Raw genomic sequence first — 21,745 nt, 5'->3', positions numbered from 1 at the left:
TTTGGATTAGTCTTATGGAACTACGCCATCTCCGATATTTCATTACCGTTGCTGAAGAATTAAATTTTAGTAAAGCCGCTCTTAAACTTTTTACCGCACAGCCCTCTCTTAGCCAACAAATTAAAGATTTAGAAGAAGACGTTGGTGTACGACTTTTAAACCGCACAAAACGCAAAGTTGAGTTAACAGAAGAAGGCGAAGTATTTTTAGAACATGCTCGACTCACCCTCGCTCAGGCTGAAAAAGCGGTCGCTATGGCACGACAAGTTTCTAAGGCTAAACAGCAATTGTTACGTATCGGTTTCGTTCCCATCGCAGAAATGAAAATTTTCCCTTATGTGCTTCCTAATCTGCGACTACAATACCCAGACCTTACTATTGAACTATCTAATTTAAACAATACTGAACAGCTTAAAGCCTTAAAAAAAGGAGAGCTGGACATTACGTTTACCCGTGAAAATACAGATAGTGATGAAATACAAAGCCAATTTGTTTTAACTGAACCCCTGATTTTCTTACTTCCTAAAAATCATCCACTTGCTCAATATGATCGAATCCCAGTCCATGCCTTACAAGGTATTGACTTTATCATTCCGGCAGCCGAACAATCACAAACCTTACATAACACCATTTTAGATTTCGCTAAAACTCATAACATCGAACTGAATATTGTTCAAAAAGCAGACAGTATATTATTCAATATTAACTCTCTTGGTTCTGGATTAGGCTGTACAATTTTACCTGCCTATGTTGCGCCTTTAGGCATCAAAAACACGATAGTTCGTCCACTTGATGTCGACTTACCAACACTTGATTTATTCGTAAACTATCGTAAAAACTCACAGTCTTTAGGCGTTCAAAAATTCATTGACCAGCTCACTAAAGTATTTCATTTAGATAAAAACTTAAACCACGCTTAATTATTACGAATAATTTTATTATTAAGCGCATGATTAATAAGATCATCTTTATAAAAAAGTATAAATAAATATTCCTTTTATTTATTTTATACTTTTTATAAACAGTTTAATCCACGGTAATGTCCTATTTTACCTAATAGGTAAAATTAAATATCTCATGAATATAAATGAAAAGAATTGAAATAAAATCTATATAAAACCATATATTATTTTCACCATTTAATAAAAAATAATATATTTCCCGTGTAATAAAGGAGACTAGGAAAATGGTTGGCTTATTTCAACATCTAGGACGTAGTGTACAAAACCGCCCACATTTCTTTATTGCTTTATTCATAGGTATTGTCACAGCCGGTATTTTGACATGGTTAACATCATGGAAGTGGTCAACTATTTTATTAGTCAGCTGGAATGCTTCCGTTAGCATATATTTACTACATGTTTGGCAACTCATGAAAAGTGCCGACCATTCACAAATGCAACAGCAAGCTAAAAAACAAGATGAAAGCAAATGGGTCATTATGCTGATTGTTTTATTAGCATTAATCATGTGTTTGGTTGCTATTCTAATTCAACTGTCACAACTCCCTTCCGATAGTTCTGCAAAGTTAGGTCATGTGGCTTTAGCTTTACTCACCATTGTGTCTGCATGGCTTTTTATGCATACCGTTTTTGCTCTACATTATGCCCATGATTTTTATATGGCTTTATCTAGAAATGAGGAAAATGGAGGGTTAGATTTCCCTGGTACAAAACAGCCAACTTATCCTGATTTTCTATATTTTAGTTATATTATTGGTACTTCTGCTCAAACTGCGGATGTGTCAATTACCACCAAGCACATGCGTCTTTTAAACTTATTTCACGCTGTGTTGTCTTTTGGATTTAATACCACCATTTTAGCGATTTGTATTAACGTTGCTGCTGGTTTTCTTACCAATTAAAATCTTTATTTGAAAACAAAAAAGCCACCCCTTTGGGTGACTTTTAAGAATATTAGGTTTACAGCAGTTGCCCCATAGTACTTTGTTTTAAGCCTTCACGCTGTTTGATCGTTTCAACATAACGGGTAATAGCAGGATGTGATTCAATCGCATTCATTTTTAACTGCCATAAAAGCATTGCTCCCACACTTACATCTGCTGCGGTAAATTGCTCACCACATACATACGGATTCGCTTCACTCAATCCCTGAACTAAAGCTTGATAAGCATCGTTGTAATCGCCATAGCCAACAAACATTTTTTGCTCAGGTGATACTTCTATTCCTAAAGCTTTATCAACACCCGCAGCTTCCCAAGGGCCCGCCATCACAAATAACCAACGGTAGTACAAACCACGTTTCGGATCATTCAAGGCTGGTGCCAAACCTTTATCACTAAACTTGTCGGCTAGATACGCACAGATTGCACCCAACTCATAAATCACTACATCGCCATCTACCAATACAGGTACTTTTCCAAAAGGATTAAGTTTTAGATATTCAGGCGACTTCATCTCGGTCTTATATGCGACTTCAATTCGTTCACATTCAACACCCAACTCGACCAAAAGCCAGTCAATAACTACACCACGTGACTCTTTGTTAGTATAAAGTTTAAGGCTCATTCTTATTGCTCCTTGTTTATCGTAGTTCCTAGTTTACAAATAACTTTTGTCAGTTTTTGTCAGTAGTCCTTTGCATTTCTTGTTTCCACCATCTTTGAAACAGATGTTTTTTAAATTCAGGATATATTTCCTCACTCATTTGCAAGTCATGGATACGATCTATCCGAAAATGGCGAAATGCCTGCCGCAATTCACACCAAGCAGCAAGTACAACTTTGTCATGTAAATACCCTAAAGCAAAAGGCCAAAGTGAACGTTCACTTAACCGTTTTTGTTCATCGCAATAATCGACTTTTATTTTTACTTGTTTACGAATCGCTAAACGTACTTGTTCTACTAAAGCTTCATCAACCGGATGCCAGTAATGTGTAATGCCTAGCGTCATGTCATCGATCAAATATTTCCGGTGCTCAGGTAGAACTGCATAAAGTTTAGAATAGATTGAAACGGCTGCCGATTTCATTGCCTGATCTGGAACGTCTTTCAACCACTCTAAAGCTAAAAATAGAGCTTCGGCTTCATTCTCATTAAAAGTAACCGGTGGTAATAAGATGTCTTCTTTAAGCTGAAAACCTAAGCCTGCTGAGGCATCAATTCTTACACCTTGCTCACGTAAGCTATCAATATCTCGATAGACACTTCGAACACTAATGTTTAGGCTTTCAGCCAAGACTTGTGCTGTGATTGGGTAACGGGCTTCACGGAGCTGTTGTAAAAGATTTAATAGACGAATTGAACGGCTCATTTTTCTCTTCTTATTGTTTTGTTATTCAGCTTAAAGAGAAAGAGGGAACGTATTCCCTCTTTAATACTATTTCAATTTAAGCGACATCTACAGTAGGTAACTGAGCATACCCTCTCAAAAAGTTGTGAAGCTCTTGTACATCTTTAGCAATCGTTAAAGGTTGGAACTTTTGCAGAACTTCAACCGAATGTACGCCATAGCCTACTCCAATACGCGGCATCCCTAAACGCTGTGCCATCTCAAGATCATAGCTGCTGTCACCAATCATAACCGCTTGCTCAACATTCACACCAGTTACAGTCAATATTTCTTGCAGCATGAGCGGATCTGGTTTTGAACGTGTTTCGTTGGCTGCCCGAGTCACATCAAAAAGATGAGTACTTTGTGTTTTTGCGATTACACGGTCTAACCCACGGCGGTTTTTACCCGTTGCAACTGCAAGCTTTAAACCTTGGGCTTTTAAATCATGAAGTAGTTCAGAAATACCCTCAAACCATGCGTCACTAGTCGAGTTCGCAATATAGTGATCGCCATATGCCTTTAAGATCGAGTCATGCAATTCTGGCGCTTCTGGAAATAAGGTCTGCATCACCTCAGGCAAGCCTAACCCAATAATACTTTTTGCAGCTTCATCGCTTAGAGACAATTCATGTTGCTCTGCTGCATGTTGTAGGCTCGCAACAATCTGGCCAACAGAGTTATATAAAGTTCCATCCCAATCAAAAATTACTAATTCGGTTTTCAGACTCATTTTGCTACTCTCAAAGCCTTTAATAACTGGGTCATGTCTTCTGGCAACGGCGCTTCAATCGGTGGATAACCCGGAATATCTAAACGCATCGCGTGTAAACATAAACGTCGTGCCTGCGGACCTGCGTACTCAGTGGTATGTCCATATTTATCATCACCCAACAACGGATGTCCAATACTTAAACCATGTACACGAATTTGATGGGTACGACCTGATAACGGCGATGCATGAACCAAAGTGGCATTTTTAAAACGCTCTGCAACAACCCATTCGGTTTTACTTGGCTTACCTTCTTTGGACACACGTACACGACGCTCGCCATTGGCTAACTCATAACGAAATAAAGGTGCATCAATGAGTTGTTTATCGAGACTCACCTGACCTTTTACAATTGCCGCATAAGTCTTACGAATTTTGTGCTCACGCAACATATCTTGTAGCAGCTTTAAAGTACTACGTTTCTTGCTAATCATGACCAGACCAGAGGTGTCACGGTCGATACGGTGAATCAGTTCTAAATATTTTTTACCTGTCGCGGCGCGTAAAGCCTCAATCAAACCATACGCCACACCACTACCACCATGTACAGCAATACCTGATGGTTTATTAATGACTAACAAGCCTTCATCTTCATAGACCACACGACTGAGTAGGCTCTGTGCTACACTGTCACTTACAGGAGCAGCGGTTTCATCCTTTTGTTCATAGCGGATCGGTGCAACACGAATCTGATCTCCAATCTCTAATTTGGTCTCAGCTTTAATACGTTTTTTGTTTACTCGAACCTGACCTTCACGAATCAAACGATAAATACGACTCTTAGGTACACCCTTTAAACGCGAAAACAGGAAATTATCAATTCGCTGTCCTGCTTGATGTTCATCCACCTCAAACCAAGTGACACTTTGCCATTGCTGTGTAGAATTCATACTAATATTTAAACCTGAAATTTTGCTAAATTTGATTAATAAATGACCGATTAGCTTAGTTTTTTCACAAGAAATCTAAGCTTAGCCCATAGGCAGATGCTGCAAGGTTTGATATAGTCAGCGCACGGATACCGCCGTAAGTGAACATCTAATAGGGAATTTCCCTGATTGAAACCTCAATCAAAATGATGCTTTCATCACCAGCTCGGATTGGTCCTAAAGAATTATGCCGACGCCGAAGGCTTATTATATCGGCAAAATGACAAACTGTTGCGTTTAATTCAGTTTGTTCAAAAAAATATGTTACCAACTCTAGTTGGTTATGGAACGTAAACTGATACACATCAGACAAATCGCTCCTTAATGTTGCCTTCAGGCTAAAGCGTTGATGCATTGGAACTGCCGAAAGCACCGATACGATGAACATTCCGTATCAAACTTCCAAAAAGAAGTCACTTCGCGCCCAATGACAGTGAAAGTCATTAACCAATGCCCCGCTCCCCCGCCAGTGAAGCACTAAGGAAGTCCGATTTAAAGGTTGAAGCAGTATTGCCTACATCACAGACGAGAATCGAAGCTAAGGCTAAATGTAGCCGGTAACAGATGACTCAGACCACAAATATTTTGAGATCTGGGAAATGATCCGTCATGTTCGATGTTCGTTCAGAACCTTTAAGTTTGTGCGATATGTTTGTGTGGGTCACTATTAGGTGTCACACCCATGAAACGTATGTTGATTAATGCAACTCACGCAGAAGAAGTCCGCGTTGCACTTATCACTGGTAATCGTCTTTACGATTTTGATTTAGAGAATCGTACCCGAGAACAGAAAAAATCCAATATCTATAAAGGCCATGTAACCCGCGTAGAACCCTCTTTAGAAGCTGTTTTTGTTGAATACGGCGCAGGCCGTCAAGGCTTCTTGTCTATGCGCGAAATTGCTAACAGTTATTTCCAAGCAGACCCACGACAAACTTCAAACATTCGTGAACTTATCACTGAAGGTACTGAATTACTTGTTCAAGTCGAAAAAGAAGAACGTGGCAATAAAGGTGCGGCCCTTTCTACATTTATTTCACTTGCAGGACGTTATTTGGTTCTTATGCCAAACAACCCGAAAGGTGGCGGTATTAGTCGTCAAATTTCAGGTTCTGTACGTGAAGAATTAAAAGAAATTTTAGCTTCTTTAAATTTACCACGTGGTATGAGCGTTATTGTACGTACCGCTGGTATTGGCCGTACCCAAGAAGAATTACAGTTAGACTTACAGCATTTGCTTGACCTTTGGGCTCAAATCCAAGGTACAGCGAGCTCTGGTCCTTCTCCAATGCTGGTTCATCAAGAAGCTGGTGTTGTTACTCGTGCTATCCGCGATTATTTACGTGATGATGTTGCAGAAATTTTAATTGATAGCGAACAGGCTTATAACGAAGCTTATAACTTTGTTAAAGCAGTGATGCCTCGTCAATTAGACAAACTTAAAACTTATACTTTAAACGAGCCATTGTTTGCTCATTTTGGTATTGAAAGCCAAATTCAAACTGCTTATGAACGTGAAGTAAAACTTCCTTCTGGTGGTTCAATCGTAATTGACCAGACTGAAGCTTTAGTTTCAATCGACATTAACTCTGCGAAATCAACTCGTGGACATGACGTTGAAGAAACTGCGCTGAATACTAACTTAGAAGCAGCAGAAGAAATTGCTCGCCAACTTCGTCTTCGTGACATTGGTGGTTTAGTTGTAATCGACTTCATCGATATGACTAAAGAGCGCAACCAACGCATGGTTGAAGCAAAACTTCGTGAAGCAACTCAAAGCGATCGCGCACGTATTCAGTTTGGCCAACTTTCTCGTTTTGGCTTAATGGAAATGAGCCGTCAACGCTTACGTCCATCTCTTGAAGAAGCAACAGGTTATGTGTGCCCTCGCTGTCATGGTACAGGCATGGTTCGTGACTTACGCTCACTTTCGCTTTCTATTATGCGTAAAGTAGAAGAGATCGCGCTTCGTGAACGTCATGGTGAAGTACAAGTAGAAGTACCTGTTGAAATTGCGGCATTCTTGCTCAATGAAAAACGTCATAGTCTTGTTTATTTAGAACAAACTTCTAGTGTTCGTGTGACTGTTTTGCCTCACCCGCACTTAGAAACACCTCACTACGAAATTCAGTACAATCCAGATGGATTTGCCCCATCTAGCTACGAACGTACTGAAGCAACTCGTTCAAGTGAAAAAGAGTTAGGTTATGAATCTTCTGAATGGCATTTAGAAGAAGCTGATCATGGCCATACTCATGCAGCCCCTGCTGCCAATAACGCAGCCAACCAAAAGAAAGCAAATCAAGCAGCTCAACCTGCTGCTCAGGCAAGCGCTCAAAAAGCAGCAAGCCCTTGTGCATGGTTAGAAAACCTTTTTGTTCAAAAACAAGCTCAAACAGTTGATCAATCTCGCTCAGCACAAAATGCTGCTGCCGCAATTGAACAAATGGTGAATACTGGCGCTGTTAGCCGTGGGCAGTTTGGACAAGTTGTAGCACCAGCAGTTGCTGAAGTTACTTCGGCTCCATCTAACAATGCTTATATTTCTCAATCTCCTGTTAAGCAGGAAGCACGTGAGAATGTTGAAAAAGACGATAAAGTACAACAGCAGCGTCCAAACAACAAAAAACGTAAGCACAAAGAGCAACGTGAACAACATCACCACAATCAAGAACCACAGCAACAACAGGTTCATGAAGAAGTTGTACAGTTATCACGCCAAGAGCAACGTGAATTAAAACGTCAACAAAAGCGTCAACAACAAGATCAGCCGCATGCGCAACATCAAAATGATGGGCAACAAGCTGAACATGCTGTACCGCGTCGTGACCGTAATAATCAACAACGTCCAAACCGCCCGAATCGCCACCGCGATCCAAGCGTATTAAATGAAAATCAAAATACGCCAGCACCAGCAGTTGTTGATGAAAAACAAATTAAGGTTGATTTGATTGATGCTCCACAGCATGAAGTCATGAATACAGCCTTAGTCATCAATGTTGATCAAGCACAAAGCGAAATTATTGCTTTAACGCCTGAGCAACCTGTTGAACGCACTGAAAAAGCACCTGTTGTTGAAGCTACTCAAGAATCAGCTCCAGCACCAGTTGTGGCAGTGGAAGAGACGGTAACTGCTGAAGCAGAAGCTCCTCAACCAAAGGCTGAGAAAACTCAACCGCAAGTTCAACGTGCAAGTAATGATCCTCGTATGCGTCGCCGTGAACAACGCAATGCAAAACGTGCTAAAACTGCTGCACCATCAATTGCCCCATCGCAAATTCCAACGTTGGCGCAATATACAATTGGTAGCTTGATCCGTCATGTTTACGGTGAAGACTGCACAGTACTGATTGAACAGTTTGGTTTAGTTCCAACATTCAATCGTGCATTGCAGAAATTTGCAGAGCAATATGCAAGTACTCTAGTGACTGAAGTCGCATCTGAAGCTGAAGACAAAAAGCCTGTTACTCGTGATGCCGAGCTTCCAAGCAATAAGCCTTCACAAGAAGCAGAACCTGCACCAGTACTTCCGTTGACGCCACCAAAAGAAGCGACACCACGAGTTGCTAATGATCCGCGTGAACGCCGTCGTTTAGCGAAACTTGCAGCTGAACAAGCTTTTGAGCAAGTTAAACAACAACATTCTGCACCAGAAGAAGCTGCCCCTGTAGCTGAGACTGTGGAAGAAGCCGTTGTTGCTCCTACTGCTGAAACACAAGCACCTGTTGAATCAAAACAACAACCGCTTGAGCTTGATCAGCAAGTTGAAGTAGTAGCTAATGTAGAAGAGACACCAGCTGAACCTGTATTAGAAGCTCCGGTTGCAAAACAGCCAAAAGCAGCTGCAAAAGCCAAAGCAGCTACAGAACAAGCTGTAGAGCCAACTGAAGCTCCTGCCGAGAGTGAATCGGAAGATTCTAAAGCTGATAAGGACAAACCAAGTCGTCCTCGTCGCCCTCGCGGTCGTCCACCAAAGAAAGCAAATCCTGTAGCTGAGTAAATCATTTGCTCAATTGCAGCTAATTTAAACAAACCTAGTCATTTCGATGACTAGGTTTTTTTTGTTATTTTTAACCAATTAGGTTGATTGCACTAGAAGAAAAGTTTTAAAAGCATGGTGAACCATGAAAAATACTGTACTTTTGCCAACGCAACCTTTTTTGGATTGATCGAAAAATAAATAGGATTGATATGAGCCAGACAACACAGACCGATATCATTACGCTTGGGGATGTTGCCACCAGACTTCCTAGCTTCATTCCCAAAGTACCCCATATCCTGAATGGTCTTAAACAGGCTTATTTAAGAACAGCAAATACACCAACTGGATTAGGTGTAGCTTTTGAGAAAGCTGTTAAGCGAAATCCGAAAGGTATTGCTTTATTATTTGAAGATCAAAGTTACTCATATGAAGCTTTAAATGAATGGGCTAACCAGATTTCTCACTATTATTTATCTCTCGGCGCACGTAAAGGCGATGTGATTGCCGTAATGGTTGAGAACCGTTCTGAGCTTATTGCCACTATTGTGGGCTTAGCTAAAATTGGGGTAACGATTGCGCTTGTAAATACATCGCAAGTCGGTAAAGTTCTCGCTCATAGTATCAATCTTGTAAAACCAATTGCAGTCATTGCGGGCGAAGAGGTCCGTGCTGCAATCGATGAAATTCGTCAAGACTTAAACGTTCCTAAAGACCGTTTCCACTGGTTTGCAGATCAGGCTACTCGTCAAGATGCAGGAACAGCACCTCAAGGTTATACCAATCTTGCAATAGAAATTGAACAATTCCCGAAATTCAATCCATCAACCACACATTCTGTTCATGGAAATGATGGTCTGTTTTATATTTATACTTCGGGTACAACGGGCTTACCAAAAGCAGTTATTTTTAAACATAGCCGCTGGACACTTGCCTATGGCACTTACGGCCACATTTTAAACCTTGGCCCAGATGATGTGATGTATGTCACTTTGCCGCTGTACCATGCAACAGGTGTGGTGGTGTGCTGGTGTGGTGTGATTGCAGGAAGCTCTACGCTTGCCATTCGACGTAAATATTCAACCAGTGCTTTCTGGAAAGATGTTCAGAAGTTCAATGCGTCTGCAATCGGTTATGTAGGTGAACTTTGCCGTTACTTGATGGATGCTCCAACTACAGAGCTTGACCGTGCTCACCGTGTAACCAAAATGATTGGTAACGGCATGCGTCCAAACATCTGGGATAAGTTCAAACAGCGTTTTGGTGTTGAAGAAGTTCTAGAGCTTTATGCTTCAAGTGAAGGCAATGTCGGCTTTAGTAATATTTTCAACTTTGATAATACGGTAGGCTTCTCCCCTATGCCGTATGCAGTCATTCAATTTGATAAAGAAAAGAATGAGCCTGTACGCGATAAAAATGGCTGGTGTAAAAAAGTTAAAGCAGGTGAAGTCGGTTTATTGGTAGGAAAAATTACCAGTCGCTCTCCATTTGATGGCTATACCGACCCAGAAAAGAATAAATCTGTGATTATGCAAGATGTCTTTAAAAAAGGTGACTCATATTTCAACACAGGTGATCTTGTTCGTAATATTGGTTTCCGTCATGCCCAGTTTGTTGACCGCTTAGGTGATACCTTCCGCTGGAAAGGCGAAAATGTATCTACCACCGAAGTTGAAAACATGGTGTGTGAATATGACAAGATCGCTGAAGCTGTCGTTTATGGTGTAGAAATTCCAAATACCAATGGTCGTGCAGGTATGGCAGCAATCACACTTGCTGATGGTGCCGAGTTAAATGACGCTGATTTAACAGAAATGGTGACTGTATTTAAAAAATGCTTACCTGCTTATGCGGTACCAGTGTTTTTACGTATACAAGCTAAAGTTGAAACCACAGGTACTTTTAAGTACCAAAAGAATAAATTGAAGGAAGATGCGTTTAATCCAAGCAAAACTTCTGAACGTTTACTCGCTTTATTGCCTGGTGCAAGCAGTTACTGTGACATCACAACTGAAATTTTTGACAACATTCAGGCATATAAATACCGTTTTTAGTTCATTTTTTAGCTAAACAAGAGGAAATCGTGCTTTTTATAGGCAATCATGCAAATGTTTTTAAATTTCCTCTTGTGTTAGTTGAATAACTTGCTAAAATACGCGACATCAAAACAAAGGTGGTGTTAGAAAACTTTTAGTTATCTTGCACTTCACATTCAAATGATATTTGAATGTTTGTTCAGGGTCGTTAGCTCAGTTGGTAGAGCAGCGGACTTTTAATCCGTTGGTCCCGCGTTCGAGTCGCGGACGACCCACCACTTATCTGTTTTGAACCTATTTGGGTCGTTAGCTCAGTTGGTAGAGCAGCGGACTTTTAATCCGTTGGTCCCGCGTTCGAGTCGCGGACGACCCACCACTTATCTGTTTTGAACCTATTTGGGTCGTTAGCTCAGTTGGTAGAGCAGCGGACTTTTAATCCGTTGGTCCCGCGTTCGAGTCGCGGACGACCCACCACTTATCTGTTTTGAACCTATTTGGGTCGTTAGCTCAGTTGGTAGAGCAGCGGACTTTTAATCCGTTGGTCCCGCGTTCGAGTCGCGGACGACCCACCAAATTCTAAAAAGCCTCTCAGTTCGAGAGGCTTTTTTTATTGTTAATGTATTTTAATTTTATGACTAAAAGATGACGATGCACTTCTTATATAGAACATCCCTAGCCCATTCCATAAAGATTTCCAAACGTTTAGGAATATAACTCCGGTTCGGATATAAAATATTAAGTGGAAGTGATTGAGCGGTATAGGTACTTAGTACTTCAACTAAAGTTCCCTGCTCGATTTTATCCTGAACATCGTAGTATGGAAGTTGAATAATTCCCAAACCTGCAATAGCCGCTGCAATATAGGCTTCCGTATTATTTACGCTTAAAGCACTATCCATCATCACAGCTCCATCTTGATATAAAAATACGCCCTGTTTTTCTCCTACTGCTCCCGCATAGTTAATGAGTTTGTGTTGAGATAGATCTTCTAATTGTTCAGGAATACCGTACTGTTCTAAATAGTCAGCACTTGCACAGTTCACCATAATCAAGTTACCAACGAACTTCGCAATTAAACTACTATTATCTAGCTGCCCCACCCGAACAACACAATCGATTCCTTTCTCGATTAAGTCAGTGATGTCATCAGAGCTATGAAGTTGTAAATGGATATCTGGATAGCGGCTATAAAAATCGGGCAGTTCAGGAATAATCACTTGATGCACGATTCGGCTGGGCATTGAAATTTTTAGCGTGCCACGATAATGCTGCTTTTGTGCCTGTATAAGCTGTTCGAGCTGTTCATAATCAAATAATAGATTTTGACACTCAGGTAATATTCGTTGTCCATCTTGGGTAAGGCTTACTTTACGCGTAGTACGATGAAATAAGCGTACTCCATAGTGAGTTTCTAGCTGTTGAATTGCGCTCGTCACTGTCGAACGAGGCAAATCAAGCTGATTCGCCACTTCACTAAAGCTTTGTCGTTTAGCGACTTCTGTAAAAATAAAAAATTGCTGCAACCGATCCATTTAATTGTTCGTATTTTTTGAATAGTTAAACCAAACTAGCATAATTGATCAAAAATTACCGCCAATCTAGACTAAAAACACATTAAAACAAGTCAGCATAGGAACAACCATCATGACAACTCATACTCTTAAAGATAAAGTTGTATTGATTACAGGCGGTGCAAAAAACTTAGGTGGACTGATTAGCCGTAAATTTGCAGAACAAGGCGCCAAAATCGCGATTCACTACAATAGCGCTGAAACTCAAGCAGATGCAGAACAGACACTTGCAGATGTAACAGCATTCGGTGTAGATGCCGTTTTAATTCAGGCAGACCTAACGGATATTGATAATATCGAGAAGCTATTCTTAGACACTAAGCAGCATTTTGGCGGAATTGATATTGCCATTAATACAGTTGGAAAGGTTTTAAAGAAATCTTTTTTAGATACCACAGAACAAGAGTTTGATAGCATGAGCGATATCAACTCAAAAATTGCCTATTTCTTTATTCAATCGGCAGGTCGTCATTTAAATGACGGCGGCAAGATTTGTTCAATCGTGACGTCTCTTCTTGCAGCCTACACTGGACTCTATTCAACCTATGAAGGTTTAAAAGCACCTGTTGAGCATTACACACGTGCTGCATCAAAAGAATTTGGTGATCGCCAGATTTCCGTGACTGCTGTTGCACCAGGCCCAATGGATACACCTTTCTTTTATGGCCAGGAGTCTGCCGAAGCAGTGGCTTACCATAAATCAGCTTCAGCTTTAGGTGGACTCACCAAAATTGAAGATATTGAACCTTTAGTTCGCTTTCTGGTAACCGAAGGTTGGTGGATTACAGGTCAAACAATTTTTGCAAATGGCGGCTATACCACTCGCTAAAATCAAAAAAGCCGCATCTCAATGTGCGGCTTTTTAATTTGCTTCTTTATAAGAACTCTTCTAGTACCGAATTTAAGAAAATATGCCCCTGCTCTGTACAAGCCAAACAAGAATGATCCTCTACCAATAGCTTTCTAGCTCGTAGTGAAGTGAGTACCCCATTTAAGTGATCTAGGCTTAAACCTGTGCGCTGCTCATATAACTCAGCTTTTACCCCATCATTTAGACGTAAAGCATTCATCATAAATTCAAAAGGTAGCTCTTCTGCTTCAATCTTTTTCATTTGCAAATGTTCGGCTGGAACCTTAGCCAAATAGTCTTTCGGTAAACGAGTCTTTTGGAAACGATACACGCCATCTGGTCGGGTTACTTTGCCATGTGCTCCTGCACCAATTGCAAGGTAATCACCAAATTCCCAATAATTTAAATTATGAGCTGAAGGCTGCTCTTTACGCCAAGCCGACACTTCATAATTTATAAAACCATTGGCTTTTAGATAAGCTTCACCCTGCTCTTGAATATCTTCTAGCACTTCATCTTGAGGTAAAACGGGCTGCGTACGGAAGAATACTGTGTTTGGCTCAATAGTCAGTTGATACCAACTGATATGTGTCGCGCCATGCTCTACAGCCATCTTTAAATCATAAAGTGCTTGCTCTAGCGTTTGCTCAGGTAGGCCATGCATTAAATCGACATTAACTCGCTTAAAGCCTGCTTGTCGTGCCTGCTCTATTGCATCCATAGCATTGTTGGCTGAATGAATACGCCCAAGCTTTTGCAAGTGCTCTGTATTAAAAGTCTGCACACCAATCGATAAACGGTTAATACCTGCGTCTAAATAGCCTGCAAACGGATCATGTTCTAGTGTTCCGGGATTTGCCTCTAGGGTGATTTCACAGCCATCTTCAAATTTGAGCAATGACTTAAGCTGTTCAAACAGCCACGCATAGCCTTTAGCAGAAATAAGTGAAGGCGTTCCACCACCAATAAATACACTATGAATTGAACGTCCCTGAGCCATCTCAACTTGAGTTTCAAAGTCGGCCACCAATGCTTTTAAATAGGTTTGCTCGAGTTCTGCCGAAAGCGCTCCATCTGGTACGGCATGCGAGTTAAAGTCACAATATGGACATTTACGCACGCACCAAGGCATATGGATATATAAAGATAAAGGAACAGAAGCAGGATTTAATACGGCCAAGGAGCAAGTCCAATTTACACAATATTTCTATTTTAACATGACTGCATCAATGGGCTTATGAAAACATACCTTAATTGCTTTAGACTGTCTTTAAACATACTTAAATATTGATAAAAATGATGAAATTCTCTAGTCAACTTTTCCTGATCTTACCTCTAGCTATGGGAATCGGTGTTGCCATGGCTTTTCAGACTGCAATCAATGCTCAACTGCGCGAGCAACTACACTCACCCTTGCAGGCAGCTTTATTATCATTTTTCATAGGTACAATTGTTTTAGCCATTATGGTTTTCTTTCAAAGTGCCGAGAAGCCCACTTTAAGTGAAATATCAAATATTCCATGGCTTCTTTGGACGGGAGGATTTCTTGGGGTTTATGCAATCAGCATGAGCATTTATACTGCACCTAAACTTGGTTTTTTAACCTTTACAGGGCTAGTCGTTTTTGGGCAATTGGTCATTTCAATGTTGCTTGACCATTTTGGCTGGTTAGGTACAGAAAAGACACCTGTTACATGGCAACGGTTTCTTGGTGGCGTGATCATCTTTGTCGGTGTGTTACTCACTTTACAACGTTAGCTTCATTTTTATATTTAAAAAGAGTACCTTTTGTGTCGAATGTCACATCTTTTCGGTCTGAATTAAAACAACTCTTCCACTTAATGCTACCGATTTTAATTACCCAGTTTGCTCAAGCGGGATTTGGGTTAATTGACACTATTATGGCTGGGCATTTATCTGCAACCGATTTAGCAGCAATTGCGGTAGGTGTGGGCTTATGGATCCCAGTCATGCTCCTGTTCAGTGGCATTATGATTGCAACGACACCTTTGGTCGCTGAAGCAAAGGGTGCAAGAAATACAGAACAAATTCCTGTCATTGTCCGTCAATCGTTATGGGTCGCCATCATTTTAGGCGTAATGGCTATGCTCATTTTGCAGCTTATGCCATTTTTCTTACATGTGTTTGGCGTACCAGAAAGCTTACAGCCTAAAGCAAGTTTATTTTTACATGCGATTGGTTTAGGCATGCCAGCTGTGACCATGTACGCAGCCCTACGCGGTTATTCTGAGGCTTTAGGCCATCCACGTCCTGTAACGGTCATTAGCTTACTGGCCTTAGTGGTTTTGATTCCTCTTAATATGATTTTTATGCATGGATTAGGGCCAATACCTGCATTAGGTAGCGCAGGCTGTGGTTTTGCAACCTCCATTTTACAGTGGCTCATGCTAATTACTTTAGCTGGCTATATTTATAAAGCTTCGGCTTATAGAAACACGTCTATTTTTAGCAGATTTGATAAAATTAACCTGACTTGGGTAAAAAGAATCTTACAGCTTGGCCTACCCATCGGTTTAGCCGTGTTCTTTGAAGTCAGTATTTTTAGTACAGGTGCATTGGTACTTAGCCCACTAGGTGAAGTCTTTATTGCAGCGCATCAAGTTGCAATTTCAGTTACCTCTGTGCTGTTTATGATCCCGCTTTCACTTGCGATTGCCTTAACTATTCGCGTGGGAACCTATTATGGTGAAAAGAACTGGGCTTCGATGTACCAAGTGCAAAAAATTGGTCTAAGCACAGCAATATTTTTTGCCTTATTGACCATGTCTTTTATTGCCCTAGGTCGTGAACAAATTGTCTCGGTTTATACTCAAGATATAGATGTGGTTCCTGTTGCCATGTATTTACTCTGGTTTGCCATGGCTTATCAGTTGATGGATGCATTGCAAGTGAGTGCCGCAGGCTGTTTAAGAGGTATGCAAGATACCCAAGCACCGATGTGGATTACGCTTATGGCATATTGGGTGATTGCGTTCCCTATCGGACTTTATTTAGCACGTTATACCCATTGGGGTGTAGCTGGTGTGTGGCTAGGCTTGATTATTGGTTTAAGCATTGCTTGTGTTTTATTACTTTCAAGGCTTTATTTAAACACTAAACGTTTAAGTCAAACCTAATAAAAAAGCCGATAAATATCGGCTTTTTTTCACTATGCAGACTTTGCCCGCGGGCTTGCTCCAATTTGCCAGACAAACGGTAAATCTGTACGGTTAACTTCCCAATCTCCAATCACCTTTTCTTTATAGATGAGTGGATTATGTGAAGACACAGTCCGTGCATTACGCCAGAAACGGTCGAGTTGTTTGACCTGACTACTTGCCGATGCGCCTAAAGCATTAAATAATTGGCTGGTTAAATCGAGTACCAAATTAGAAATCACCACCTGTCCTTGCGCCGACTCAAGCTCTGCATCCACATTAAACTGATGTTCTTTCACTTCTAACTCACTAAAGTGACTTTCGTAAGCCTTCTGTAAAGCTTCTGCTGTTTTAATCGTAATTGCTAGACTTCCATAGGCTTGAGCAGAGGCTTTACCCACCACCTGTAAAACTTGTGGGTCGTGACGGACAAGGTCACCATTACCATGACTAAAAATACGCTTTCGCTCTCGTATTTCTTGACTAAAAGTTTCTACTGCCGCATGTGCAATACCCGTTAAAGTTGCAAGATGGACGACCTGATAAAAAGCAGTTTGATATTTAAAACGCTGGTCAAATGGAATAAGGTGCGAAGCCGGTAAATGAACCTGATGTACTTTTAAAGTACCGCTGCCCGTTGTCTTTTGACCAAAGCCATCCCAATCATCAATCACACTCACGCCCGTTTCATGGCGATAAATAGCAGCAATCACGTGGCGGTCATTTACTTCATCGTAAGCAAATAAATCGATCCAGTCTGCAAAGATACTTCCCGTTGAATAGTACTTCTCACCATTCACTACCAAGTTGCCCGAAGCATCTTTGGTTACTCGGGTAACGACATCACCGATTTGCACATTTCCAACTTCGGTCCATGCATTCCCAACTAAATCACCCTGCACAAAACGCTGAAACCAGACTTCCTGCGAATGCTCTTTATGAGCCACTAAACGGTCTTCAACAAAAGCGAAGTGTCCACGCAAAGCTTGCACAATATTCGAGTCTGCTTGTGCTAACTCTGCTAAAAGCTGGAAAAGTTGCGGTAATGACACCCCATCTCCACCATATTTAACGGGCACCCGTACTGCACCTAATTTGAGTTCTTTTAACCACTGAATCGGTTCAAAAGGCAAGATTCGTTCTTTTTCCCGTTGAATTGCACCTTGGGCAATTTTTTCAAAAACTGGACGAAATCTACTTGCTACCTTTTCATAATCGGCGCCTACCGATAGCTCTTCTAATTCAATTTGGGTAATTGTCATCTTTATTCTCCTAATCTTATTTTTTCTTCACTTTAGCTCCATGCATGACGAGGTGGATGAACACCATTGAGGTAGTAATTACCGACAATGTGATATTTCCAACGCACTGGATCATGCAAGGTGTGAGTGCGAGCATTACGCCAATGACGGTCCAGATTAAGCTCTGATAAGGTCGATCTTGTTCCAGACAACTCAAAAAGCTTATTCGCTGCTAAAATCGCAACTTCTGTAGTGAGTACTTTTGCTTCAGCAACCAGTAATGTCGCTTGGTTTACATGCTCTTCTGTCGTGTCGGCAATCGCCTGATCGATCGCATCTCCTGCTAAATCTAATACCGCTTCTGCCGCACGCAGTTTTATTTTTAAATCACCAATATTTGCAATCGTATATGGATCATCACTCGCTTTTTCTAAACCTGAATCAACCCATGCACGGCTATGATTTTTGACATAGTGGATTGTTTCTTCAATTGCACCACGTGCAATACCAGCATCAACAGCAGCTTGAATAAATTGTGAAATTGCACCTGCTGGAGTAGGACGTTCGAAAGCCTGATAAATCGGAATTAGATATTCTTCACGTACTGGAACCTGATTAAGTTCAACAGTTCCACTGGCCGTAGTTCGTTGTCCAAAGCCAGACCAGTCATTAATAATATTAACTCCTGAAGTTTCCCGAGGGACAAGTGCCGCGTAAGACTGCCCCTGTTCATTTACAGCAACAATTGGAACCCAATGCGCAAGCAATGCACCAGTTGCAAAAAACTTCTTGCCATTAATTTCATAACCGTGCTCGGTCTTTCGTAATGTGGTAGTGAGGTCAGCCACCGTTTTGCTATGCTTTTCTGAAAAGGCATTGCCAAAACGAATCCCCCTCAACACTAAGTTAAAGAAAAACTGTTGTTGTTCAGGTTTCGCATCAAGGCGTAAATGCTCAATAAAAGCTAAATGGTTTTGGGGAAGCTGTGCAAGAGATGGATCAACACTCGCAATTGTTTTGATGACCTCAGCCAAGGTTCGATATTTAACTTGGGCACCACCAAATTGCTTGGGAACCGTAATAGCCCATAAGCCACTTTGTGAGAACTGTTGAATTTCGTTTAAAGGTAAACGGCGCTCTCTGTCTCGCTCAGATGCTTCTTGTGCAAACTCTTGAGCAAGTTGTTTGGCAAGCTCAATTGCCTCTTCATCAGAACGAATAATATGCGCATCTTTTGACTGCTCAAACACAGATAAAGGAACCGCCTGAGACCGCCCATGGGCCGAACTTAAACTTGTCATAACTTTTGTTATCTCTATTTTTATTTAACCTGTTATTCACATTACCACCAAAAAAACAGGCACTTTATAGATATTAAAGCTTTGTTTATGAAATAGATTTTCACAAGCTTTTCATATTTTTTACTATAAAAATAACATTTTGTTTTTCGAAAATTTTCTTACATGAGATAAACAATTTCATATAGGCTTTTTAAGCTTTGTCACCTATGATCAAAACTAGGCAATATTATGTTGTAGTCAATGAGGTATCGAAGATATGGCAAAGAATGCAAGTTCACCCGGCAAACGATTTATGAAACTTGCAGGAATGACCGCGAGCATTGCAACGAAAACCGTTTCTAACTCGATTCGAAACTTGACCGCAGACGAAGAGCAAAAGCTAGCTTCAAAAACTAAGCTATTTCAGGATATTGGTTTGCAAATTGCCGACACCTTAGGCGAAATGAAAGGTGCCGTCATGAAAGTCGGCCAAATTGCATCACAATATAAAGATATTTTCCCACCCGAGGTCGCTAAAGCAATTTCTAAGTTACAGCGCCAAGCTCCGCCTATGCCCTTTGCTTCTATTCAGCAACAAGTTGAACGTGAGCTTGGAAAGCCGCTGAATGTTGCCTTTAAATCTTTTGATCAAGAACCTTTTGCAGCTGCTTCAATTGGACAAGTTCACAAAGCTGTCTTGCCAAGTGGTGAACAAGTCGTGGTTAAAGTGCAATATCCGGGTGTTGATGAAGCCTGTGAAAGTGACTTAAAACAAGTACGTTTGGCACTTCGTTTAATGGGTGTGCTTAAAATTGATAAAAAGCTACAAGATCAGCTTTTTGCAGAGATTCAAGATAGTCTGTCAGCAGAGCTTAACTATGAAATCGAAGCTCAAAACCTTGAAGTTTTCAAAACATTCCATAGTCAGTTAGATGACAAAATTATCATCCCGACCGTTTATAAAGATTACTCTTCAAGACGTATTTTAACCTTGAGTCTCGAACAAGGTGACAGCATTGAAACTGCTAGCGCTTGGCCTATTGAAATTCGAAATACGATTGGACGCCGCTTGATTCGTGCTTTAGGTCAGGAAATGTTCTTTTTAAAACGTTTTCACTGTGACCCTCATCCGGGTAACTTTGCTTTTCGCCAAGATGGCAGTGTCATTATTTATGACTATGGCAGTGTTAAAACGCTCTCAAATGAAATCGTGCAGCACTTTAAACGCTTAGTAAATGCAGCTCGCCATGAAAATATTGAGCTAATCGAAACAGAATTATTTGAACTACATTCACTTGCTGAAAAAGGCAAATTCCCGAGTGATCTATATAAACTCTGGATTGAAGTATTATTACGTCCGCTTACCACCACTTATAATTTTGCAGAGAACTCATCACATCATGATGGCATGTTACTTGTGAAAAAATCTTTGAAGTATTGGGATGTCTTTAAACCATCACCAGATACTTTAATGGTCAACAGAACCATTTCAGGACATTACTGGAACCTGATTCACTTAAAAGTTCATGACAATCTAAACGATCTATTTGAAGAGCTTGTTCCACCTTCTAACTAACTTAATTTACTGATCAGTGTAGCCTTTTATGGGTTACATTGACTTTTTAATTGTTATGTTATAACATTTCTTTAATCAAAAATAATTTAGGACAATCTCTCATGCGTAAAGATATTCATCCTGCTTATCAACAAGTGTTATTTCATGACACCAATGCAGACGTGTACTTCTTAATTGGTAGTACTCTTCAGTCTAAACAAACCAAAGAATATCAAGGGAAAGTCTACCCTTATGTCACTCTTGATATTTCAAGTGCATCGCACCCTTTCTACACAGGTGAAGTACGTCAAGCAAGTAACGAAGGCCGTGTAGCAAGCTTCAATAAACGCTTCGCTCGCTTTAATCGTAAGAGTTAATCTTGCGTTAAGATTTGACCAATACACTTAAATCATTGGAAGCCTAAGACTATCTCCTCCACTTAGGCTTCTTTTTTTTTATGTGTATTTTTTCGATCATTTCCAAACTGTGTATAAAAGAAAACTTATCCACAAGTTGCCTAAAAACTCTTCTGATTTTTTTTCATAACCTCCTCAATTTTTATAATTGCCAAGCTTTCAAAGCATGTATTCAATGCTATGCTTAAGCCCCATTTGATAGGAAGTTTAAGATTATGGCACAAGAGTTACTTGCCCAATTACAAGCCGGCACAGCAAAATTTTCAGACGTTTTAGCTCATATTGAAGTACGTTACCAACATACTCCAACGGCTTTTCAAAATGGTGCACAGCATAACGCTGCTACTGAAAATCAAGGCAGTGCAAAAGTTTTCTCTTTTGCCAAGTTACAAGGTTTAGACCAAGCACAAACTTTAAGTTTATTTGCAGAACACTACGCATCTGTATTGGCTACACCAGAAGGAACTGATCATCAAAATATTCGTCAGTTTATGCAAAATGGTTGGGATGGTGTGAAGTTTGAAGGTCAAGCTTTAACTGAAAAGTAATAGATTTAAATAAATAATAGAAACGACTTAATTTTTATTATGAGCACTGCCTTAAATGGAAGTGATATCCAAATGATGGATTGTATAGGCTAAGCTTACTTTTCAAGGATGAAAAGTAA

At 40.5% G+C, this 21,745-nt stretch carries 18 protein-coding genes and 4 tRNA genes; 14 read left to right on the top strand and 8 right to left on the bottom strand.

Annotated elements, in window-relative coordinates:
• Positions 1 to 14: 14 nt before the first annotated feature.
• Together hcaR and J580_RS18000 are read left to right on the top strand one after the other, a co-directional pair.
• Positions 15 to 920 carry a DNA-binding transcriptional regulator HcaR gene (gene hcaR, locus J580_RS18005; RefSeq protein ID WP_005079222.1) on the top strand — a complete coding sequence of 302 codons (906 nt, stop codon included), beginning with the start codon at positions 15 to 17 and terminating at the stop codon, positions 918 to 920.
• Between the two features lie 266 nt (positions 921 to 1,186).
• Complete coding sequence (locus J580_RS18000) at positions 1,187 to 1,864, top strand: DUF1345 domain-containing protein (RefSeq protein ID WP_032005134.1); 678 nt, start codon at positions 1,187 to 1,189, stop codon at positions 1,862 to 1,864.
• 58 nt (positions 1,865 to 1,922) lie between these two features.
• Here the strand turns inward: J580_RS18000 and J580_RS17995 are convergent, their stop codons facing one another.
• The 4 genes from J580_RS17995 to J580_RS17980 all read right to left on the bottom strand — a co-directional run bounded on the left by J580_RS17995 (position 1,923) and on the right by J580_RS17980 (position 4,953).
• On the bottom strand, positions 1,923 to 2,528 hold the full coding sequence (locus tag J580_RS17995) for a glutathione S-transferase family protein (RefSeq protein ID WP_005079230.1): 606 nt from the start codon (positions 2,526 to 2,528) through the stop codon (positions 1,923 to 1,925).
• Between the two features lie 49 nt (positions 2,529 to 2,577).
• Complete coding sequence (locus J580_RS17990) at positions 2,578 to 3,273, bottom strand: helix-turn-helix transcriptional regulator (protein WP_032005133.1); 696 nt, start codon at positions 3,271 to 3,273, stop codon at positions 2,578 to 2,580.
• 76 nt (positions 3,274 to 3,349) lie between these two features.
• Positions 3,350 to 4,024 (bottom strand): HAD-IA family hydrolase, encoded by a 675-nt coding sequence (locus tag J580_RS17985; RefSeq protein WP_032005132.1) that lies wholly within the window; start codon positions 4,022 to 4,024, stop codon positions 3,350 to 3,352.
• Positions 4,021 to 4,953, bottom strand: a complete 933-nt coding sequence (locus tag J580_RS17980) for an RluA family pseudouridine synthase (protein WP_005066005.1) — start codon at positions 4,951 to 4,953, stop codon at positions 4,021 to 4,023. The genes J580_RS17985 and J580_RS17980 overlap by 4 nt, the downstream gene beginning before the upstream one ends.
• A gap of 721 nt (positions 4,954 to 5,674) precedes the next feature.
• Between J580_RS17980 and J580_RS17975 the strand changes: the two genes are divergently transcribed.
• From J580_RS17975 to J580_RS17950, 6 genes are all read left to right on the top strand, one after another.
• Positions 5,675 to 8,992 carry an Rne/Rng family ribonuclease gene (locus J580_RS17975; protein WP_032005131.1) on the top strand — a complete coding sequence of 1,106 codons (3,318 nt, stop codon included), beginning with the start codon at positions 5,675 to 5,677 and terminating at the stop codon, positions 8,990 to 8,992.
• A gap of 191 nt (positions 8,993 to 9,183) precedes the next feature.
• Complete coding sequence (locus J580_RS17970) at positions 9,184 to 11,025, top strand: long-chain-acyl-CoA synthetase (protein WP_032005130.1); 1,842 nt, start codon at positions 9,184 to 9,186, stop codon at positions 11,023 to 11,025.
• Between the two features lie 184 nt (positions 11,026 to 11,209).
• Positions 11,210 to 11,285 (top strand) — tRNA-Lys (locus J580_RS17965).
• Positions 11,286 to 11,307: 22 nt separating this feature from the next.
• Positions 11,308 to 11,383 (top strand) — tRNA-Lys (locus J580_RS17960).
• A 22-nt stretch (positions 11,384 to 11,405) separates the two neighbouring features.
• A tRNA-Lys gene (locus J580_RS17955) sits at positions 11,406 to 11,481 on the top strand.
• A 22-nt stretch (positions 11,482 to 11,503) separates the two neighbouring features.
• Positions 11,504 to 11,579, top strand: a tRNA-Lys gene (locus J580_RS17950).
• A gap of 63 nt (positions 11,580 to 11,642) precedes the next feature.
• Here J580_RS17950 and J580_RS17945 read toward each other — a convergent pair.
• Entirely contained in the window at positions 11,643 to 12,539 is an 897-nt protein-coding gene (locus J580_RS17945; protein WP_032005129.1) for a LysR family transcriptional regulator, read from the bottom strand.
• 112 nt (positions 12,540 to 12,651) lie between these two features.
• On the opposite strand from J580_RS17945, the gene J580_RS17940 reads away from it, so the two are divergent.
• A complete protein-coding gene (locus tag J580_RS17940; RefSeq protein WP_032005128.1) occupies positions 12,652 to 13,407 on the top strand; it encodes an SDR family oxidoreductase in 756 nt (251 codons plus the stop codon).
• A 46-nt stretch (positions 13,408 to 13,453) separates the two neighbouring features.
• On the opposite strand, the gene hemW is transcribed toward J580_RS17940, so the two are convergent.
• Entirely contained in the window at positions 13,454 to 14,608 is a 1,155-nt protein-coding gene (hemW, locus tag J580_RS17935) for a radical SAM family heme chaperone HemW (RefSeq protein WP_032005127.1), read from the bottom strand.
• A gap of 116 nt (positions 14,609 to 14,724) precedes the next feature.
• On the opposite strand from hemW, the gene J580_RS17930 reads away from it, so the two are divergent.
• Together J580_RS17930 and abeM are read left to right on the top strand one after the other, a co-directional pair.
• Positions 14,725 to 15,186: a DMT family transporter gene (locus J580_RS17930; RefSeq protein ID WP_032005126.1), complete on the top strand. Its 462-nt coding sequence runs from the start codon at positions 14,725 to 14,727 to the stop codon at positions 15,184 to 15,186.
• Between the two features lie 32 nt (positions 15,187 to 15,218).
• Positions 15,219 to 16,565: a multidrug efflux MATE transporter AbeM gene (gene abeM, locus J580_RS17925; protein ID WP_032005125.1), complete on the top strand. Its 1,347-nt coding sequence runs from the start codon at positions 15,219 to 15,221 to the stop codon at positions 16,563 to 16,565.
• Positions 16,566 to 16,597: 32 nt separating this feature from the next.
• On the opposite strand, the gene J580_RS17920 is transcribed toward abeM, so the two are convergent.
• Positions 16,598 to 17,848 (bottom strand): acyl-CoA dehydrogenase family protein, encoded by a 1,251-nt coding sequence (locus J580_RS17920; RefSeq protein ID WP_005301987.1) that lies wholly within the window; start codon positions 17,846 to 17,848, stop codon positions 16,598 to 16,600.
• 32 nt (positions 17,849 to 17,880) lie between these two features.
• Positions 17,881 to 19,128 carry an SfnB family sulfur acquisition oxidoreductase gene (locus J580_RS17915; protein WP_032005124.1) on the bottom strand — a complete coding sequence of 416 codons (1,248 nt, stop codon included), beginning with the start codon at positions 19,126 to 19,128 and terminating at the stop codon, positions 17,881 to 17,883.
• 256 nt (positions 19,129 to 19,384) lie between these two features.
• On the opposite strand from J580_RS17915, the gene J580_RS17910 reads away from it, so the two are divergent.
• The 3 genes from J580_RS17910 (at position 19,385) to J580_RS17900 (ending at position 21,626) form a co-directional block, all read left to right on the top strand.
• A complete protein-coding gene (locus tag J580_RS17910; RefSeq protein ID WP_032005123.1) occupies positions 19,385 to 20,683 on the top strand; it encodes an ABC1 kinase family protein in 1,299 nt (432 codons plus the stop codon).
• A 101-nt stretch (positions 20,684 to 20,784) separates the two neighbouring features.
• Positions 20,785 to 21,039 (top strand): type B 50S ribosomal protein L31, encoded by a 255-nt coding sequence (locus J580_RS17905; protein ID WP_002114896.1) that lies wholly within the window; start codon positions 20,785 to 20,787, stop codon positions 21,037 to 21,039.
• Positions 21,040 to 21,293: 254 nt separating this feature from the next.
• The gene (locus tag J580_RS17900; RefSeq protein ID WP_032005122.1) at positions 21,294 to 21,626 is read left to right on the top strand and encodes a HopJ type III effector protein; all 333 of its coding nucleotides are present in this window, start codon (positions 21,294 to 21,296) and stop codon (positions 21,624 to 21,626) included.
• Positions 21,627 to 21,745 lie beyond the last annotated feature (119 nt).

Source organism: Acinetobacter sp. 1542444, from assembly GCF_000581835.1.
GTDB classification, from domain to species: domain Bacteria; phylum Pseudomonadota; class Gammaproteobacteria; order Pseudomonadales; family Moraxellaceae; genus Acinetobacter; species Acinetobacter pittii.
This window is presented reverse-complemented; position numbering and strand designations above follow the sequence as displayed.

Excerpts from the sequence above, each read along its gene's own strand:
- hcaR (WP_005079222.1), top strand. The coding sequence starts at position 15 with ATGGAACTACGCCATCTCCGATATTTCATTACCGTTGCTGAAGAATTA.
- J580_RS18000 (WP_032005134.1), top strand. The coding sequence starts at position 1,187 with ATGGTTGGCTTATTTCAACATCTAGGACGTAGTGTACAAAACCGCCCA.
- J580_RS17995 (WP_005079230.1), bottom strand. The coding sequence starts at position 2,528 with ATGAGCCTTAAACTTTATACTAACAAAGAGTCACGTGGTGTAGTTATT.
- J580_RS17990 (WP_032005133.1), bottom strand. The coding sequence starts at position 3,273 with ATGAGCCGTTCAATTCGTCTATTAAATCTTTTACAACAGCTCCGTGAA.
- J580_RS17985 (WP_032005132.1), bottom strand. The coding sequence starts at position 4,024 with ATGAGTCTGAAAACCGAATTAGTAATTTTTGATTGGGATGGAACTTTA.
- J580_RS17980 (WP_005066005.1), bottom strand. The coding sequence starts at position 4,953 with ATGAATTCTACACAGCAATGGCAAAGTGTCACTTGGTTTGAGGTGGAT.
- J580_RS17975 (WP_032005131.1), top strand. The coding sequence starts at position 5,675 with ATGAAACGTATGTTGATTAATGCAACTCACGCAGAAGAAGTCCGCGTT.
- J580_RS17970 (WP_032005130.1), top strand. The coding sequence starts at position 9,184 with ATGAGCCAGACAACACAGACCGATATCATTACGCTTGGGGATGTTGCC.
- J580_RS17945 (WP_032005129.1), bottom strand. The coding sequence starts at position 12,539 with ATGGATCGGTTGCAGCAATTTTTTATTTTTACAGAAGTCGCTAAACGA.
- J580_RS17940 (WP_032005128.1), top strand. The coding sequence starts at position 12,652 with ATGACAACTCATACTCTTAAAGATAAAGTTGTATTGATTACAGGCGGT.
- J580_RS17930 (WP_032005126.1), top strand. The coding sequence starts at position 14,725 with ATGATGAAATTCTCTAGTCAACTTTTCCTGATCTTACCTCTAGCTATG.
- J580_RS17920 (WP_005301987.1), bottom strand. The coding sequence starts at position 17,848 with ATGACAATTACCCAAATTGAATTAGAAGAGCTATCGGTAGGCGCCGAT.
- J580_RS17915 (WP_032005124.1), bottom strand. The coding sequence starts at position 19,128 with ATGACAAGTTTAAGTTCGGCCCATGGGCGGTCTCAGGCGGTTCCTTTA.
- J580_RS17910 (WP_032005123.1), top strand. The coding sequence starts at position 19,385 with ATGGCAAAGAATGCAAGTTCACCCGGCAAACGATTTATGAAACTTGCA.
- J580_RS17905 (WP_002114896.1), top strand. The coding sequence starts at position 20,785 with ATGCGTAAAGATATTCATCCTGCTTATCAACAAGTGTTATTTCATGAC.
- J580_RS17900 (WP_032005122.1), top strand. The coding sequence starts at position 21,294 with ATGGCACAAGAGTTACTTGCCCAATTACAAGCCGGCACAGCAAAATTT.